At 43.2% G+C, this 17,995-nt stretch carries 14 protein-coding genes; 2 read left to right on the top strand and 12 right to left on the bottom strand.

Annotated features, from left to right (window positions below):
* Positions 1–13: 13 nt before the first annotated feature.
* From CXF88_RS10065 to fabB, 3 genes are all read right to left on the bottom strand, one after another.
* On the bottom strand, positions 14–1,030 hold the full coding sequence (locus CXF88_RS10065; RefSeq protein ID WP_011636866.1) for an aspartate-semialdehyde dehydrogenase: 1,017 nt from the start codon (positions 1,028–1,030) through the stop codon (positions 14–16).
* Between the two features lie 189 nt (positions 1,031–1,219).
* Complete coding sequence (locus CXF88_RS10060; RefSeq protein WP_101086716.1) at positions 1,220–2,356, bottom strand: 4-phosphoerythronate dehydrogenase; 1,137 nt, start codon at positions 2,354–2,356, stop codon at positions 1,220–1,222.
* A gap of 428 nt (positions 2,357–2,784) precedes the next feature.
* Positions 2,785–3,999 carry a beta-ketoacyl-ACP synthase I gene (fabB, locus tag CXF88_RS10055; protein ID WP_162024366.1) on the bottom strand — a complete coding sequence of 405 codons (1,215 nt, stop codon included), beginning with the start codon at positions 3,997–3,999 and terminating at the stop codon, positions 2,785–2,787.
* A gap of 132 nt (positions 4,000–4,131) precedes the next feature.
* On the opposite strand from fabB, the gene mnmC reads away from it, so the two are divergent.
* On the top strand, positions 4,132–6,225 hold the full coding sequence (gene mnmC, locus CXF88_RS10050; protein ID WP_242445129.1) for an FAD-dependent 5-carboxymethylaminomethyl-2-thiouridine(34) oxidoreductase MnmC: 2,094 nt from the start codon (positions 4,132–4,134) through the stop codon (positions 6,223–6,225).
* Positions 6,226–6,423: 198 nt separating this feature from the next.
* On the opposite strand, the gene megL is transcribed toward mnmC, so the two are convergent.
* From megL to CXF88_RS10020, 6 genes are all read right to left on the bottom strand, one after another.
* Positions 6,424–7,608, bottom strand: a complete 1,185-nt coding sequence (megL, locus tag CXF88_RS10045; protein WP_101086715.1) for a methionine gamma-lyase — start codon at positions 7,606–7,608, stop codon at positions 6,424–6,426.
* A 223-nt stretch (positions 7,609–7,831) separates the two neighbouring features.
* Entirely contained in the window at positions 7,832–8,881 is a 1,050-nt protein-coding gene (oleD, locus tag CXF88_RS10040; protein ID WP_101086714.1) for a 2-alkyl-3-oxoalkanoate reductase, read from the bottom strand.
* A 66-nt stretch (positions 8,882–8,947) separates the two neighbouring features.
* Positions 8,948–10,642, bottom strand: a complete 1,695-nt coding sequence (gene oleC, locus CXF88_RS10035) for an olefin beta-lactone synthetase (RefSeq protein WP_101086713.1) — start codon at positions 10,640–10,642, stop codon at positions 8,948–8,950.
* Positions 10,643–10,763: 121 nt separating this feature from the next.
* Positions 10,764–11,639 carry an alpha/beta fold hydrolase gene (locus CXF88_RS10030; RefSeq protein WP_101086712.1) on the bottom strand — a complete coding sequence of 292 codons (876 nt, stop codon included), beginning with the start codon at positions 11,637–11,639 and terminating at the stop codon, positions 10,764–10,766.
* Positions 11,640–11,697: 58 nt separating this feature from the next.
* The gene (locus tag CXF88_RS10025; RefSeq protein WP_101086711.1) at positions 11,698–12,747 is read right to left on the bottom strand and encodes a 3-oxoacyl-ACP synthase III; all 1,050 of its coding nucleotides are present in this window, start codon (positions 12,745–12,747) and stop codon (positions 11,698–11,700) included.
* A gap of 255 nt (positions 12,748–13,002) precedes the next feature.
* On the bottom strand, positions 13,003–14,319 hold the full coding sequence (locus CXF88_RS10020) for a methyltransferase (RefSeq protein ID WP_101086710.1): 1,317 nt from the start codon (positions 14,317–14,319) through the stop codon (positions 13,003–13,005).
* Positions 14,320–14,398: 79 nt separating this feature from the next.
* Between CXF88_RS10020 and CXF88_RS10015 the strand changes: the two genes are divergently transcribed.
* On the top strand, positions 14,399–14,626 hold the full coding sequence (locus CXF88_RS10015; protein ID WP_101086709.1) for a DUF1289 domain-containing protein: 228 nt from the start codon (positions 14,399–14,401) through the stop codon (positions 14,624–14,626).
* A gap of 485 nt (positions 14,627–15,111) precedes the next feature.
* On the opposite strand, the gene CXF88_RS10010 is transcribed toward CXF88_RS10015, so the two are convergent.
* The 3 genes from CXF88_RS10010 to phoU all read right to left on the bottom strand — a co-directional run bounded on the left by CXF88_RS10010 (position 15,112) and on the right by phoU (position 17,967).
* A complete protein-coding gene (locus CXF88_RS10010) occupies positions 15,112–15,468 on the bottom strand; it encodes a YajD family HNH nuclease (protein WP_041413485.1) in 357 nt (118 codons plus the stop codon).
* Positions 15,469–16,541: 1,073 nt separating this feature from the next.
* Entirely contained in the window at positions 16,542–17,123 is a 582-nt protein-coding gene (locus CXF88_RS10005; protein WP_101086708.1) for a DUF502 domain-containing protein, read from the bottom strand.
* A gap of 139 nt (positions 17,124–17,262) precedes the next feature.
* Positions 17,263–17,967: a phosphate signaling complex protein PhoU gene (gene phoU / locus CXF88_RS10000; RefSeq protein WP_041412865.1), complete on the bottom strand. Its 705-nt coding sequence runs from the start codon at positions 17,965–17,967 to the stop codon at positions 17,263–17,265.
* Positions 17,968–17,995 lie beyond the last annotated feature (28 nt).

Genomic DNA, 17,995 nt, shown 5'->3' with positions numbered 1-17,995 from the left:
TGTTAAAGCGTAATTAATAGTAATCTCTAATCAAAATTTCGGCAATTTGAACGCTGTTTAATGCTGCACCCTTACGAATGTTATCGGCAGTAACCCATAAATTTATACCGTGAGAGTGTGAAATATCTTTACGAACACGACCAACATAAACAGGATCATTACCTGCAGCTTCAGTTACCGCGGTTGGATATTCGCTATCATCATCAAACAATTCTACGCCTGGTGCATCACGTAAAACGGCTTTAACATCTTCTGCATCAACAGGTTGACGAGTTTCAATGTGGATAGCTTCAGAATGACCATAAAAAACAGGCACACGCACAGCGGTTGGATTAACCACAATTTCGTCATCACCAAAAATTTTCTGCGTTTCCCACACCATTTTCATTTCTTCTTTGGTGTAGCCATTTTCCATAAACACATCAATTTGAGGCAATACGTTAAAGGCAATTTGCTTTGGATAAACTGTCGGCTCTGACGGTAAACCTTGCAATAATTTAGCACTTTGACCCGCTAGCTCATCAATCGCCTTTTTACCGGTTCCCGACACAGACTGGTAGGTCGCTACGTTAATACGTGAAATACCAAAAGCATCATAAATAGGCTTAAGAGCCACTAACATCTGAATCGTTGAACAATTCGGATTAGCGATGATATTACGATTGCGAAAATCAGCAATGGCTTCTGGGTTAACTTCAGGTATCACCAGGGGCACATCTACGTCGTAACGAAAATGTGAGGTGTTATCGATAACAACACAACCCGCATCACCCGCAATCGGCGCCCATTTAGCAGACACATCGCCACCAGCAGAAAAAAAGCCAATTTGTGCTTGGGTCCAATCAAACGTTTCTACGTCAAGAATTTCAACTTGTTTACCGTGAAAACTGACTGTTTCGCCAGCACTGCGACTGCTCGCTAATGGAAACAACTTAGCAACCGGAAAATTACGCTGCTCGAGGATCTCAATCATTGTTTGACCCACTGCGCCCGATGCACCTAAAACGACTACATTAAATTCCTGAGACATAATTAACGCTCGACTCCATATTATCCAGTTTGAACAATCAATCTACCCTAGTTTAGTTATGCTTTACTAGGGTTAATGTACTAAAAAAGCCGACTTTGAAGTGATTTTTTCTCAACTGGTTAAAATTACTGTTTTTTAGCTTCAATCTGTCGTTCTATTGGCAATATCGGCCTTGTATACTTTCACTAATTAATTAAAGCCTAAAGCACTCAACATCGGTGGGTTAATCGTACCATCAGATAAATAGTCCACAGATTGAGCTAACGAGATAGCACTATATTCACGACGATAAGTGTGGTTTTTACGCATTAAATCAAAACCTGTCGCTGTTGAAAAACACCCTCTAAAACTAAAGTCATCATCACGCAAATCATAGACCAAACGCGACAATTTCAGCAATTGGCTTTCAGTTAAATCACCTTGATTTACAATTTGGTTAAATTGAAATGCCGGTAATAAACTTTCTAATGATTTTTTCACCGGAAAATCAAGTAACTCACACCACTTTTGATACAACATAAACGTACCACGGGCTTTGCCTTCAAGGCTATAACCTGCAATATGCGGCGTAGCAAACTCTGCTAAGGCGACTAATTCGGCCATTGGATTTGGCTCACCTTCCCACACGTCAAGCACCAGCTTTACATCATCACGTTGTTGTTTAAACTTGATCAGCGCTCGGTTATCAATAACCTCGCCTCGACAGCAATTTAGTAACCAAGTATTGGGCTTTAGCTTATTCAGTCGAGTTTCATCAAACAAGTACCAGGTTTTGTGCTCACCGTCTTTAGTGATAGGCACATGCAGACTGATAATATCGGCTTGCTCAATAATAGTGTCTAGCGACACAAACTCTCGGGTATCACCTTGCGATGCTTTAATGGGATCGCATAACAATACTTTTAGCCCATAAGCTTGCATACACTTCGCGGCTGCGGTGCCGGTATTACCCGCGCCCACAATCCCAACCACTTTACCGGCTAGAGACTCACCGAAACGTTGCGCTAACTCCAGCATGGCAATAAATGCATACTCACCTACTGCAGTCGCGTTACAGCCTGGGGCATTAGTAAAATAAATATTGCGCAACGAAAGATAATCAACATCGATATGATCGGTACCAATTGTCGCGCTACCCACAAATTTAAGTTTATGCGCATTCTTAATTAACGCAGCATTCACTTTGGTCACCGAACGCACCAGTAACACATCAGCATCTTCTACTTGTTTAGCCGTCAAGGTTCGGCCATTTACATATTCAATCTTGCCTAAATAGCCAAACAAGGCATCAACATAAGGCATGTTTTCATCGGCAATTATTTTCATTTGGGTATCTTATTCACTGCGAGTTTAACGACATCACATCGCGTTTTTTTATCACTAGTATCTTATACCAAACTCACCCACTCCGTCATGGCAAATAGCGCTGAATGTTATCGCTGACTAAACCTTGATGCTAGAGCGGACTTCGTCCTGCTAGTTCGCTTCGCGGTTATAAAAGCTAAGCGGTTAACATCAGAAACAACCGACAAATAACTCCGATATACGCTTACATCGCTTTCGCTTTTATAGCTTCTAGCCGCAAAGCGAACTAGCATCTAGGCATTTAGTCTTTCCATAAGCGCAGCGTTCGCTTGTAATCGCTTGTTATCGCTTGTTACCGCTTTTTCTCTATGCAAAAGGCAACAAAAAAGCCAGTATCGTTTCCGATGCTGGCTTTCAAATCATTCGCGGGTTGCCCCACTAATGAGGTTTTACGCTTTATATTTACGCATGACTAACGTTGCGTTAGTGCCACCAAAACCAAAGCTATTGCTCATAATGGTGTTCAATTCTGCTTTGCGCATTTCACGAACGACAGGCATGCCAGTTGCTTTTTCATCTAGGTTGTCAATGTTAATGCTTGGAGCAATAAAACTGTCTTCCATCATGATTAAGCTGTAAATCGCTTCATGAACACCCGCAGCACCTAAAGCATGGCCTGTCATTGATTTAGTTGATGCGATAGGAGGCATGTTATCACCAAACACTTCGCGCAATGCTTCAAGTTCACGCATGTCACCTACAGGAGTAGAAGTACCATGAGTGTTGATATAATCAACTGGCGTATCGACGTCAGCTAATGCCATCTGCATGCAACGTACGGCACCTTCTCCAGACGGAGCAACCATGTCGTAGCCATCAGATGTGGCACCATAACCAACAATCTCAGCATAAATCTTCGCACCACGTGCTAAGGCATGTTCTAATTCTTCAACAACAACAATACCGCCGCCACCAGAAATAACAAAACCATCACGATCGGCATCATAAGTACGTGACGCTTTTTCAGGCGTGTCATTGTACTTAGTCGATAGTGCTCCCATAGCATCAAAGCCCATAGTGAGTGTCCAATCGACTTCTTCAGCACCGCCAGCAAAAACCATATCTTGCTTACCCATTTGGATAAGTTCAACGGCATGGCCAATACAATGAGCTGAAGTGGCACAAGCTGAACTGATTGAATAGCTCGTGCCTTTAATTTTAAATGGTGTCGCCAAGCAAGCACTTGCAGTACTCGACATAATACGAGGCACTATATAAGGGCCTACACGCTTAACACCTTTTTCACGAAGTGTATCAGCAGCCTGAACTTGGTTTTTTGAAGATGCGCCACCCGTTCCAGCAATCAAGCCGACACGGAAATTAGAATATTGCTCTTCTGTTAAGTTAGCGTCAGCAATCGCTTCCTGCATAGCAATGTAAGCATATGCAGCAGCATCGCCCATAAAGCGTAGTGCTTTACGATCGATATGATCAGCTGGGTTCATTTTAATGTCACCCCAAACTTTGCTACGTAATTGCATTTCTTCAAACTGTGCCGAGTGAGTAATACCGCTACGACCCGCTTTAAGTGAATCAGTCACTTCTAGCTTGTTATTACCGATACTTGAAACAACACCCATTCCGGTGATCACGACTCTTTTCATTTTTATGCTATCCATTTGGTACATGTCGGTACTTAATTGCGGCAATCATAGCTGCTTTGAAGCAATTAAGTGGTCAGCTTTCCATAAACGCAGGTAAAATAATGCCAAGTTATCGGCCCTGAGTAAAATATTTTGAATAAAACACCTTTATTATCTGTATCCCCGAATTTACACGAGTTGCATATTTGTGAATTACTGGGCAACAACGTCAATCAAAATAGCCGATATCTCCATATTTTTAAGCAGTATATCGCCGAAGTATTGCAAAGCGGTGACGATAAAATAGCAGCCACAAATACTAAACCACATTTATTAACGCTAGGCCAACTCGGTTTTGGCGATGGCCACGAAATAATACTATTACTGGCAGCCTTGCAAGAGGCTAACCTGCAAAACCCTTTGAAACAGCAAAAAACTCGAATTCACATCAGTGTATTTGAACAAAGCCCAGTAAATCGTAAGCAACTAGAATACAAATGGCAACAACAAGGGCTACTTAATTCAGACCATCATTTATTCGATTTTACCCAAGCACTACTCAATGGTGAAATTGCAGCCATTGAAGGTTGTCAGCGGCTAGGCCTACTTCAAAACCAACTTATCATAGACCTGTATCAAGGCTCGCCACTAGCGCAAGCCAAAGTCATTGCCACACCTGGTAAACAAAGGATAACACATTGGTTTGCCCTACCCCATACGAACCAAGAGGCTTATTCAGATCATTATTTTAATCAAAGTTCACTTTGGCAATATGGTCGGCTCAGTGTTGATAATGCAACATTTTTAGCTGCCAGCACAAATGATACCGATGTCGCTCCGGCTATCAAAAAGCAACTAGCACTATGCGGTTTTTTATCAACCACATCATCAAAATCCAATGATGACATTGCTATCGCAGAACGTAACGCACTAAGACAACAACTACAGCAACAGTTTGCTTATAACCCATTGCCACCGTTACATTCTAATAACAACAGCCCTATAGCTATTATAGGGGGCGGTATCGCTTCTGCAAGTCTTGCTTTATCTCTGGCTGAGCGCGGCAAAGATGTGATTATTTATTGCAAAGATAACACTCTAGGACAAGGCGCATCTGGTAACAAACAAGGTGCCATTTATCCCTTACTTACGCCAGAAAATGGATCGCTAAGCCAATTTTTCCAACAAGCCTTCCTATACAGTCGACGCAGAATTCAGGCATTAGTTGATAATGGATATGAAATAGGACATGAGTGGTGCGGTGTATTACATACAGGTTTCGATCAACGTAGCCAAACAAGATTAGATAAAATTATTGATGGCCAAGCATGGCCAACTGAAATTGCTTTTGCAGTAAGTCCAAACCAAGCCACACGACTTGCTAGCGTCGAGATTGATAAATCTGGCTTTTACTACCCATTAGGAGGCTGGGCTTGCCCGTTTGAATTCGCACAAGCTAGCATTGCCAAAGCACAAACATTAACCAAGGTTCGCGTTATGTATAATAGCGACATTAGCTCACTTGAATCACACTCATCAGGCTGGCAACTGTTTAGTGCCGGGAATAATACCCATATAGCAACTCACCAACAGGTCGTCATCGCCTCTGGAGCTCAACTTACCCAGTATAAACAGACAAAAAACCTGCAAATCACTGGTTTTAGAGGTCAAGTAAGCCATGTACCGCCACAAGGTGAACTGGCACAGCTTAATACTGTTATCTGCGCCAATGGTTATTTAACGCCACAACATAACCAATTACATTGCGTTGGAGCAAGTTATGTAAAAGACCCACAGCATCTTGATTTTTGCCCGATAGAGCAGCATGAAAACAGCCTAAAAATGCAACAAAGCTTTCCTAATTCAAACTGGCCTAATGATATTGATGTTTCAAACAACGATGCCAGAGTCGGCGTAAGGATGGTCAGTCGCGATCACTTCCCAGTAATGGGTTGCGCACCTGATGTTGAAGCGTTATTTACACGCTATGCTGTTCAGCAGCAATCGAAAGACAAACCCAGTCTATGGCAGCGTTATTGGCAAATAACACCAGCACCAATTTATGACGGATTATATGTGTTAGGAGGACTAGGCTCACGCGGCCTAAGCTCAGGTCCGCTAGTTGCCGAATGCTTAGCAGCAAACCTATGCGGTGAACTGTCACCATTAAGCATAGAGCTACAAGCACTGCTTAGCCCCAACAGAATGTGGCTGCGTAAACTGCTTAAAGGAAAAGCGTTGATGTGAGTATCGATAACGGAAAACTTCAAGCTGATGTCATTTAGTGGAAAAGGTAAATTAGTTCAGAGCTTCAAAGCCAAAGCGATATTCATCTTTAACGATTGATAGGTACTAACAGCGAAGTATTAGAGACCTATATAAGATTTTTTCAAAAAAATGCTACAAACTTAACTTAAGCGCAGCATATTATTTTAATCCTTAGTTTTAAGCTAACGCTTGTTCTATATCCGCGATAAGATCTTCTACATTCTCTAATCCGACTGAGATACGCAGTAAGTTGTCGGTAATGCCTGCAGCTAGTCGGGCTTCTGGGGTGTAAGGGGAATGGGTCATTGATGCAGGGTGTTGGATCAGCGATTCTGCGTCACCTAAGCTTACGGCGATAGTGAATAACTTTAAACGATTAACAAAGTTGATTGCGTCTTGCTTATCACCCGCCAATTCGAATGCGATGACACCGCCAGCGCGCTTCATTTGGTTGCCGATGAAACGATGACCTTGGTGGTGTTCTAAGCCTGGGTAAAAGACCTGGCTGAATTTAGGGTGTTTATCTAAAAATTCAGCTAACACTTCTGCATTGTCGCAGTGACGAGTTAACCGTACGTCTAGGGTTTTTAAACCGCGTAAAATTAACCATGCATCGTGAGGTGAAATCACGCCACCGAAGTCTTTTAGGATTTCGTATTTCAATCTGTGCATGTGCTCTGCATTGCCGCACACAATACCTGCGATAACATCACCGTGGCCATTTAAATACTTGGTGGCACTGTGGATCACCATGTCAATGCCTAACGCTAGTGGTTGCTGCAATAGTGGTGTCATAAAGGTGTTGTCGACGATTGAAACTAGATTATGTGCTTTAGCTACTTTGGCCATAGCAGCAAGATCGAATACTTGTAAATGTGGATTTACTGGTGTTTCGCAAAACAACACTTTGGTGTTTGGTTTGATGGCGGCTTCGATTGCAGCTATGTCGGAAAAATCGACCAATGTTGATGTAATGCCTAAGCGGGTTAGCTGAGTGGTCATCAGCGCGAAGGTACAACCATAAACAGCTTTTGATGCGATTAAGTGATCGCCTGCATGCAAATGAGTTAATAATGCACTTGATACTGCCGCCATGCCAGATGCGGTTGCAGCTGCGTCTTCTGCGCCTTCTAGCAGCGCCATTTTACGCTCAAGCTCTCCGGTGGTTGGGTTACCGAGACGAGTATAAATATAACCCGGTTCTTCTCCGGCAAAACGTGCTCCGCCCTGCTCGGCTGTATCAAATACAAAGGTGGCAGTTTGATACAAAGGTGTGGTGAGTGAGCCAAAGGCTTCGCGTTGATGTCCGCCATGAATGGCTAATGTGGCTAAGTTCCATTTACCCTGATTGTTATCTTGCATTGCTTCTCCCTGCGCCACCTTGTTATGAGTTGTTACCCTCTTTGGGGTTATTGTTGTGGTGGTCGGAATTTAAGATACAGTGGAATAAAATATAACCAAGTGATTGTTGAAAAATAACCCACGAAGTGATGTAAAAACAACTTTACAAACAGCTGTTTACATCGTTTAAATCACATATGTGAGTCCAGTAAATGCACACGGAAGATGTGTGACAGCAAGGCAATTAGTTCGACAAAGATTGCTTCAGTTTAAGCATTCCTTGGTCGATACTCACCAGCGGCTGGTAGCCTAAGTCTTGTTTTGCTGCGCCAATGTCAAAGTAATGGCTGGTCGACAGTTGCCTTGCTACAAAGCGAGTCATAATGGGCTCTTGCTGTTTATTAAACAAACCATAAACAAATTCAAGTACAACACCTGCGGTGTAAGCGACACGCGTTGGTACACGTTTGGTCACGGGCGGTAAGTCGACACACGCTAAAATGCGATTAAGCATGTCTGCCATGGTAATAGGTTGATCATTACTTAAAAAATACGCTTTACCGGCGCATTTAGCGTCTGCTATTAAGTCTACTGCAGCCAAAATATGGGCGTAGGCGGCGTTATCAACATAAATGGTATCGACCAGTTTATCTTCATTTCCCACTAGCTTTAATCGCCCTGCTTTAGCACGTTCAATCACTCGAGGTACCAGGTGAGGATCGTTTGGCCCCCAAATTAAATGTGGCCGTAAGGCGGTAGTTCGAAGTTGAGCAGAATTAGCGGCAAGCACATTTTGTTCGGCAATGGCTTTAGACTCACCATAATAATTGAGGTACTCAGCAGCGTAAGGTGCTGACTCGTTAATGCCGTTTTCGTCACGCCCTGCAAAGGTCACACTTGGGGTGCTGGTATAAATAAGATTTTGAATATTAAGACTTTTACAAGCATTAACAATATTAGCCGCACCATCAACATTAGGCGAATAATAACTTTGCTTACTGCCCCACACGCCTGCCTTTGATGCTACATGAAACACTACGTCACAGCCTTGCATTGCCTCTTTTACCGTGTCAAAGTCGTTGATATCACCTTGACGCATATCAACACCAAGCTCAACAAGCTTAGGATAATATCCTCTGGCAAAACCCACTACCTCAATACCTACGGCCAATAAACGCTGACAAATAGCAAACCCTAAAAAGCCGCCTGCACCGGTAACAAACACTTTGTTGACCGATAGCGCTAATTGTTTAAGTGCGGCTTGCTCTAGGGGATGTAAGTCTGTCAGCTTCATTATTATTACCTTGCTCTAACTTTAGGACTGGTCTTATTCTTACTTAATAATTACTTGAGTACGGCCTTATTCTTTCCACTGCTTTTGTGCCCAAACAGCGAGCTTTTCTCTGAAGATTTTAGCATTATGGCGTACATCTACAGGGAAGTCGGGATGAATTAAAAAACGACCAATACCTTGCGTATGTGGATACTGCTCGGCTAATTCTATTAACTCTTGATAAAGGGCTTTAGCCGTTGAGCAAACAATATCTTTTTGCAATTCGATACACATAACTGGCACAACGTCCCCACCCACATTAACGCCAACAATGGCAGAACGTTTGACTTGAGTGTGAGTATTAAACACTCGCTCACAGGGCAGTGTATAAAAGCGCTTTAATTTTTGCTTACCGCGCGTGGCATCAACAATATGGCCTTTACGACCACACATCCACAATAAGCCATTATCATCAAGATAACCCACATCTCCCATGCGGTGCTTAACGTGTTCACCGTCGTGTATTTTAGCTAACTCAGTGGCATGTTGACGCTGATAATAGGCTTGGCTGACCATAGGGCCGCTCACTACAATTTCACCAATTTCGTTAGCGACAAGTTTTTTAACATCGACCCAATGAGGTTGAGGCTTATCTGTAATGGCAATAACATCAACGCTCACCGACGATATCGGTTTTCCGACACAAATGCCTTTACCTTGATCGGTCTGTTCGCTGGTATTAAATAACGCGAGGCTACCAATCATACTGATGGGTAATGACTCTGTCGCACCATAAGAGTTAAGCACTTCAACTTGTGGGTTAAGCATGTTGCTAAAGCGTTTGATTGAGCTAATCGTTGCCGGAGCACCCGCTGATATCACTCGCTTAACGCTAGTGAGTTTATGTTGGCTCTGCTCACCAGCTTGGCCTAATCGCTCTAACAAGGCAGGATTAACAAACATGTTGCTGCATTGATATTGCTCGATTGCAGCAAACAAATTGTCAGGGTTGGCGGTGATTGGTTTGCTGGCATCCATGTCTGGCACAATGGATGCCATGCCTAATGCAGGGCCAAATAATGAAAACAGCGGAAAAGTCGCTAAGTCTCGCTCACCAGGAGCGATGCCGTAATCGTGTTTAAGTGCGCTTATTTGCGCTTCAAACATCCCATGGCTGTACACCACGCCTTTGGGAGTACCGGTGCTACCACTGGTAAACAAAATAGCGGCCATATCATCTGGCTTTAGCAGGGCCATTTCAAAAGGATAAGCCTCATTTCGGCCTATTTCGGTAATGGTTTCCAAACTTGTGGCATTTGTTAACCAACGTTCAATGCCTGAACCACCGACATTAATTACCTGTTTAACACTGCTTTTGCCCCAACCCAGTACACGTCTGGCGATATGCGCTTTCGGGATACCGATAAAAGCATCTGGTTGCGACTCTGCAAAACACTGTTTAAGATTTTTGATCCCCATGCCTGGGTCGACTAAAATGGGGATAATACCTGCTTTGAACAAGGCAAACGTTAACGAGAAAAACTCAATGCTTGGGGTGACCATCAACACGGCTTTCATGCCACGCTTGATACCGTATTGAATAAGCCCTTTGGCAATCATGTCTGATTGTTGATGTAAGGTAGCAAAGTCGATTTCTTGATAATTGAACTGGCCCAGCTTAGCGTGCTGCACAGCAACTGCAAGACCGGCAGGCATAGCTTGCGCAGCCGTTTTAAGGTGCTGACAGATATTGGCATTAGCAAGTGTAGAGGTTTTGGTCATGTGGCTTCATTTTGGGCTAATGTGAATAACGCATATATGCTGGTTAACAAGTACGCCAACATATAGATAATTTTAGACGATTAAATAGCTAAAAGGCTCAAATGAGCCTTTTAGGGTGTAATTAATTTTTTTCGATGAAGTCTTTAATTAAGCCAATCACTTCGTCGCTGGCATCTTCAAGAATGTAATGACCGCAGTCAGCAAACTCGTGCACCGTGGCGTGAGGCATTCGCTGTCGCCATTCTTCTAAAAAATACTTATCAAACACAAAATCTTGTAAACCAAAACAAATCAACGTCGGTATGTCAGCAAACTCGCTTAAGCTATCGCCAATGCTAGTCACTAAGTCGTAGTTTCTGTCGCCAGGTTTAAGTGGAATGTCTTGAACAAAGCGTAGTGTCGAGATACGGTTTTTCCAAGAATCAAATGGCGCTACATAAGCTTCACGCACTTCTTTAGACATGGGTTTACGTTTAACCCCCACATACGAGGCTGCTGATGAAAATGCATTTAACCCACGGACTAACAAGGTGCCGAGTAAGGTTTCGCGGCAAATCCATAATGCCCAGGGAAAAGGCTTAGTTTTAGGAAGATGAAACGCGGCCGTGTTTAAACACACAATGCGTTTGATGCGCTCAGGATGACGAGCCGCAAAGCCCATTCCAATCATACCGCCCCAGTCGTGTACCACGAGGGTGATGTTTTGTTTTACATCAAGGCTGTCTAGCAAGGCTTCTAAATCATCAATACGGTTTTTTAGGGTGTAATCGTATTGTGGATCATCGGGTTTGTCTGATAAGCCGCAACCAATATGGTCTGGCACAATACACTGATGCTGATCGCTCAACGCGCTCACTAAATTACGGTAATAGTAACTCCAACTAGGATTACCGTGCACCATAACGACTGGCTCGCCTTGGCCTTCGTTTATGTAATGTAGTTTATTGCCGTTACGGTCTAAATAATGACTTTTAAATGGCAGTAAGTTGTCTAGCATGATGCATCCTGTTAACTATTTTTATAATGATATGCAAAAATTCAGTGCAGCCCAAGGCTTACCACTTAATTCCTAACATCATGCAGTTCAAACCACTGCCTATCCCTAAAAAGCTGACTTGGTCGCCAACACGTAAAAAACCTTCATCGTGGGCAATTGCAGCAGTAACAGGTAATGAAACCGTACCCATGTTGCCTAAGGTTTGATAGGTGGGATATTCTTTTTCGTGGGGGATGTTTAATGCATTTAGCACTTGTCGGCGGTTTGATGCGCCCACTTGGTGACAAATCACTTTATCAACTTGCTCAACAACCCAATCACGCTGCTCTAGGAAATGCTCCCAAGTGTGCTTAGCAAGCTCTACGCCTTCTTTGAGCAAGGTAACTGCATCGGTACGCATAAACTCGCGATACAATAAGTGCCCTGCTTCTTGTAGGCCCCACTGACACAATTGGTGGTGCTCTGGTGCAGACAAATGACTGGCGCCTAATAACTGATGCTGACGCGTGGTGGTGAGTGGCAAAGTGCCATCGGTTAAAATGACTGCTACCGCACCTGAACCACCGGTTAACGTAGCCAATGACTGAGCAAAATTCTGCATTGTCGGTTCGGCTAGCATGTGATCGATGGTGGCATCAACGATATCTCGTGCAGATTCGCACGACACAACCATGCCGGCTTTGATTTGCCCAAGTTCAATACGATTGGCAATATCTAAAATACCCGACAACACCCCTAAACAAGCATTGCTGATGTCGTAAATGGCTGTGTCTTTAGACACGCCAAGTTCGGCAGCAATACGGCAAGCGGTTGCTGGTTCGTGTTGGTCACGGCACACACCCGTGTAAACCACAGCACCTAAGTCGCTGACATTAATACCGGTTTCATTCACGGCTTTACGTGCAGCAGCAATAGCGCCGTCTGATAAACGATGACCTTTAGGCCACCAACGACGCTCGGTAATTCCGGTTAATGCGGCAAGTTGCCCCATAGGAATACGAAACTTTTGATAAAGCGGGGCCAAGCGAGATTCTAAATCGCTACTCGACACTACTTGGGGTGCTAGCTCATAAGCCAGACTATTGATAAAGACGCGTGAATATTTCATTAAACCGTATAATTCGCTTCGCTCTAGCAAGCACAAAAGCCACTAGAATAGTTGTTATTCGTTATTAACCCGCCATTTGAACAAGAATGGCTTAATTATTCAATCAAAAACAGCAAGCTAATGCGGTAATTTGGATAATATATTGTGGTTAGATTTTATTATTTGATTAACTAGTTTGTTGATTTTCACAGTTTTAGGGCAAATAGACTAGTATAAACAAAGGTTTAATTTACAGTTTTGTGACAAATGCTGCTATTAGTTTGTTTTAATTGCTTGGATCATCGCATTTCGTGGTGTAACACTGTTTGCACAAAATTCAGTCAAAGCCACTTGATATCCCTGCTCTTGTAAAAAACACACTCGATCGAGCAACAGCCAATGCTCCAAAGCTCGGCGAAATAGATGGGCCACTAAATCTATTCGCTTAGTAAGCCGTTGTCGCTCAATTCCGCGGTGCAAATAATGGCTCAAATTAATCTCACTGGATATAACTAAATGCTTTTGATTTGCAGCCCATTGGCAAAAGTCGCTAAAACTGCCACTAAGCTGGCTTTTTTTAATGGTCGGCACCGATAAATAAGCATCGATGCCGCGAATTTCTCGTTGCAAACTGTCAAAACCTAAGCGCCATGATATCTCTTGATTGCGTAATGTTTGTTTTTTGGTGCCTGCAATAACGCTTTGTTGCAATGGCAGCTGTAAGTCATGCTTTGACAGTTTGACCGCACTGACTTTGGCTAAGGCCGATAGCGGTTGATAATGTGTATGTTCAATCAAATGATAACAGCAGGGTGAAATAGACATCACCCGAGTGCCTGCCGATACTGCGAGTTGGAGTAAACGAATGTGTAAATCACCACAGGCGTGCAATGCGATTGCATGTTGATCAATTAACAAAAGCGGTTTACCTGGGTCGATTGGCGCAAAAGCATCGGCACAAATAAAAGTTTGCGGTAATTGCCATTGTTTTGCAAAAACCTGGCCTTGTGAGCATAAACTCGCTTGCCACTCAATACTTGTTACCTCAACATTTTGCTGCTTAGCCACCAAGCGGCCCAAATGCCCTTTACCAGCACACCACTCTAAAATAGGTAACCGAGGTAGTTGGGGTTGAGATTGTGGATCAACTTGCTCCGAGAACGCGGTAATCTGTTGCCACTTTCGACCTTTAATATGGGCACTAAAATGCGCTGAATCGCTATTTAGGTGATCATTCACGAGTGTTTCAGTGTCAGAAACAGCTTGAGCATCGTCACTGTTAATCGTACTTGTAGGCAAAGTGATGACTAACAAGCTTAATTGGCTAATTAACTGATCAACCTGCGGCAGTTTGCTTTGCTTGATATCGCGAATCAGACTTGGCAACAACGACTCTACAAGCTGTTGCTGATCCATATCAATAGTATCAATTTCTACATCATCAAGTTGCCACACCTTTTGGGCTAATTGTGGGAAATCGTGCTGCCAAGGTAAGTGGTCACACTCAAACGCGACCAGCTGCCATAAGGGTTTTAGAGCCTCAAGAAGTGAGTCTATGGCATTAAAGGTCTGTTGATATTTGATTACGGACATATTGAGACTTGTAGTTAACCTTAGCCGATTGAAATGATAGGATGCGAGTCATTAAATCACCGAACTGGAATTGTAAACTATGCACTCACCTTGTGTCGCCCGTTGTGGCTTAAATGCTGACGATTATTGTATGGGCTGTTTTCGTCACATTGATGAAATTGTAACGTGGTCACAAGCCAGTGAAGAACGTAAGAAACAAATTTTTGATAGTTTAGAAGGCAGAAAACAGCTGTATTTAGGCGACAACAACAACCAAACGTTGTCACGGGCAAAATGGTTAGAAGCTGAAAAGCGGATTAAACGGTAATAGGTGATAACGAGCGATTACGAGCGATTACGAGCGATTACGAGCCCAGATGCTAGTGCGGACTTCGTCCAGCTAGTGCGCTTCGCTTCTATAACAACGGTAAAGCATCAAGCAGATCCAGCTCAGAAGTATTTCCATGATGGGACCTAGCCCTAAGCTTGTATCTTTTGAATTTGATTTTATAGCATCTCGCCGCGAAGCGACCTAGCTCCGAGGCTGTTTCCCGCTTGTCATCGCCTGTTATCGATTTTTATCGTTCTTACCAGCTTTTGACATTGCCTGTATAGCATCTCGCCGCGAAGCGTCCTAGTTCCTAGGCTTTTTATCGCTCGCCATCGACTGTTATCGATTTTTATCGTTCTTACCAGCTTTGACATTGCCTGTATAGCATCTCGCCGCGAAGCGACCTAGTTCCTAGGCTTTATATCACTCGCCATCGCCTGTTATCGAGTTTCATCGCTCTTACCGCTTCTACCGTCTCAGCTCTACTTCTTCATCATCGCTTTTAAGTCTGCGAACGGATTGAAAGTGGCAGCATCTTGTTTGGCTTCTTTAGTGCTACCGTAACGAATCAACTCTTCAAAGCGTGAATGTTCATTGTCGTGACAGTACAGGCACAACAACTCCCAATTCGTACCATCTGACGGGTTATTGTCATGATTATGATCACGGTGATGCACAGTTAATTCAGATAAATTTTTATGAGTAAATTCTCTAGTGCAACGCCCACATACCCAAGGATAGAGCTTAAGCGCTTGCTCACGATATCCTTTTTCACGAGAGGCTTTGTAGTCTCTGGCTTCAGCTAATACTTTATCTAATTTACTTTCGTTGGCTGACATTAATTTATCACTCGTAAAAAAAATTACCCCAAGGATAATCACTGTTATCGCTTGGGGCAATTGTTTGCTAGATCTTATTTTAAGATTCTTGTGTGATTAGCACTGATTAACAATGACAAAGCAATGATAAAACATCACTTAGCTTATTCTAATCACCTAAAGCCTAGATACTATACAAGCAAAGTAACAAACGATGATAAGCAATAAAATGAGATGACAAGCGCATCGCTCGCCGTTATCGCGTGATACCGATTGTTACCGCAAACTGGCTCTTATAGCAGCGAAGCAAACTAGCAGGACCCTGTCCGCTCTTATATCTAGGTTTGTTATCGCCATTATCGTTTATTAGCGCCGTTATCGCTTGATACCGATTGTTTCCCTTCAACTGGCTCTTATAGCAGCGAAGCGAACTAGTAGGACGCAGTCCGCTCTAGTCTCTAGGTTTGTTATCGCTTGTTAGCGCAGCTATCGCTTGATACCGATTGTTACCGTTTCAACAGGCTTCTTATAGCAGCGAAGCGAACTAGCAGGACGCAGTCCGCTCTAGTCTCTAGGTTTGTAATCGCTTGTTAGCGCAGCTATCGCTTGATACCGATTGTTTCCCTTCAACTGGCTCTTATAGCAGCGAAGCAAACTAGCAGTCCGCTCTAGTATTTAGGCATGTTATCGCTTGTTATCGCAGCTATCGCTTGATACCGATTGTTACCGCTTAAACAGGCTATTATAGCAGCGAAGCAAACTAGCAAGACGCAGTCCGCTCTAGTATCTATGTTTGTTATCGCTGTTATCGCTTGATACCGATTGTTACCGTTTCAACAGGCTCTTATAGCAGCGAAGCGAACTAGCAGGACGCAGTCCGCTCTAGTATCTAGGCATGTTATCGCTTGTTATCGCCGTTACCGCTTAAACAGGCTCTTATAGCAGCGAAGCGAACTAGCAGGACGCAGTCCGCTCTAGCATCTAGGTTTGTTATCGCTTGTTAGCACCGTTATCGCTTGTTATCGCCGCTATCGCTTGATACCGCTTAATACCGCTTTTATCAGCGTTATCGCTCAAACCGTCTTCCAGCCTATTTAAGCTGCTTTACTGTTCGATATTCCAGCGGTTAAATTAAAGCGCATTGCATCTTCAAATGACCAATCGACAAAAATAAGGTCGTCGCGTTTAACCAGACTGGTCACCCCAGCTATTTGGTAACTGAGTTGGAATAATACTGGCACCCAATCACCTTCTGGCAATGCATCGGCAAGGGGTTGTGGTGCTGAGTCACTCATAATAAAGCCCACGACAAAACTACCATTGGCTTGTTTGACTAATACCGTTTTTTGAGTTTTAGGTTGGCCGTCGCGGTTCATTAAACTGGCGATATCACGAATACTGCCATAGACGGATTTAAACAAAGGAAACTTCATCAGTTGGTTTTCAACCCAACCGTACACCCAAGCAATTGGACTAACGGAAAATAATAATCCCGCTACAAACACTAAACTCGCCACCAAACAAAATCCTGCGCCAACAAAAGCCGATTTTACCCCCACAATATCAAGCAATAATTTACCTAAGCCATCGAGTGAGATAAACAATGACCAAAATAGCCAAATAGACAACACCATAGGTAATAAATTGGTTAAACCACGAGTAAGGGTATTTTTCATGAACGATTTCTTCTACATCAGATTTAGGCGCCAAAGATAACAAATATCCATCAAAACCGCTAAACAAAAACGCCCTATGCGGGGCTGTTTGTTAGATAAACAGTGCAACATAGGGCGTTTCTAAAGTCGCTAAGACCTATTACAGCTCTTTTTCCATTTCTTCGTAAGAAATATGGCGAACGTCTTTACCTTTCACATAGTAAATAACGTATTCACAGATATTTTTACAACGGTCGCCGACACGCTCAACTGCACGCGCAGCCCATAATACGTCTAACACACCAGGGATTGAACGAGGATCTTCCATCATATGAGTCATTAATTGACGAATAATACCTTCATACTCTTTGTCTAATTTCGCATCTTCTTTGTGTAACTCAAATGCTTGATCAGCATCCATACGTGCTAATGCATCTAACGTTGAGTGCAACATACGTGTAGCATGACGCCCCATGTTTTCAATACTCACCAATAAAGGCTGTTGACTGTTAGCGCGCTTTTCTACCGCGGCTTTGGCGATACGAACACAAGCATCACCAATGCGTTCAAGATCGGTAATGGTTTTAGAAATAGCCAAAATTAAGCGTAAATCACTGGCAGCAGGTTGACGCTTAGCAATAATACGGGTGCACTCTTCATCAATAGCCACTTCCATACCATTGACTTTGTGGTCGCCTTCAATCACTTGTTGCGCTAATTCTGAGTCAAGTGTTGCTAGCGCATCCAATGCTTGCTCAAGCTGGCGCTCAACAAGCCCGCCCATGGCTAATACGCGATTACGAATATCATCAAGCTCGGCATTAAACTGACCTGATATGTGTTTACTTAAATTCATTTTTTCCATGATACCCACCTAAATTCTGTATGTTAAT

Source organism: Shewanella sp. ALD9 (assembly GCF_002836315.1).
Classification (GTDB): domain Bacteria; phylum Pseudomonadota; class Gammaproteobacteria; order Enterobacterales; family Shewanellaceae; genus Shewanella.
Note: the sequence above shows the minus strand (reverse complement) of the source record. Positions and strands in the feature narration are given on the sequence as shown.

Bases quoted from the DNA above. Each gene is read 5' to 3' on its own strand.
- megL (WP_101086715.1), bottom strand. From the start codon at position 7,608: ATGCAAGATAACAATCAGGGTAAATGGAACTTAGCCACATTAGCCATT.
- oleD (WP_101086714.1), bottom strand. From the start codon at position 8,881: ATGAAGCTGACAGACTTACATCCCCTAGAGCAAGCCGCACTTAAACAA.
- CXF88_RS10005 (WP_101086708.1), bottom strand. From the start codon at position 17,123: ATGAAAAATACCCTTACTCGTGGTTTAACCAATTTATTACCTATGGTG.
- CXF88_RS10010 (WP_041413485.1), bottom strand. From the start codon at position 15,468: ATGTCAGCCAACGAAAGTAAATTAGATAAAGTATTAGCTGAAGCCAGA.
- phoU (WP_041412865.1), bottom strand. From the start codon at position 17,967: ATGGAAAAAATGAATTTAAGTAAACACATATCAGGTCAGTTTAATGCC.
- CXF88_RS10060 (WP_101086716.1), bottom strand. From the start codon at position 2,356: ATGAAAATAATTGCCGATGAAAACATGCCTTATGTTGATGCCTTGTTT.
- CXF88_RS10025 (WP_101086711.1), bottom strand. From the start codon at position 12,747: ATGAAATATTCACGCGTCTTTATCAATAGTCTGGCTTATGAGCTAGCA.
- CXF88_RS10015 (WP_101086709.1), top strand. From the start codon at position 14,399: ATGCACTCACCTTGTGTCGCCCGTTGTGGCTTAAATGCTGACGATTAT.
- CXF88_RS10065 (WP_011636866.1), bottom strand. From the start codon at position 1,030: ATGTCTCAGGAATTTAATGTAGTCGTTTTAGGTGCATCGGGCGCAGTG.
- oleC (WP_101086713.1), bottom strand. From the start codon at position 10,642: ATGACCAAAACCTCTACACTTGCTAATGCCAATATCTGTCAGCACCTT.
- CXF88_RS10020 (WP_101086710.1), bottom strand. From the start codon at position 14,319: ATGTCCGTAATCAAATATCAACAGACCTTTAATGCCATAGACTCACTT.
- CXF88_RS10030 (WP_101086712.1), bottom strand. From the start codon at position 11,639: ATGCTAGACAACTTACTGCCATTTAAAAGTCATTATTTAGACCGTAAC.
- fabB (WP_162024366.1), bottom strand. From the start codon at position 3,999: ATGAAAAGAGTCGTGATCACCGGAATGGGTGTTGTTTCAAGTATCGGT.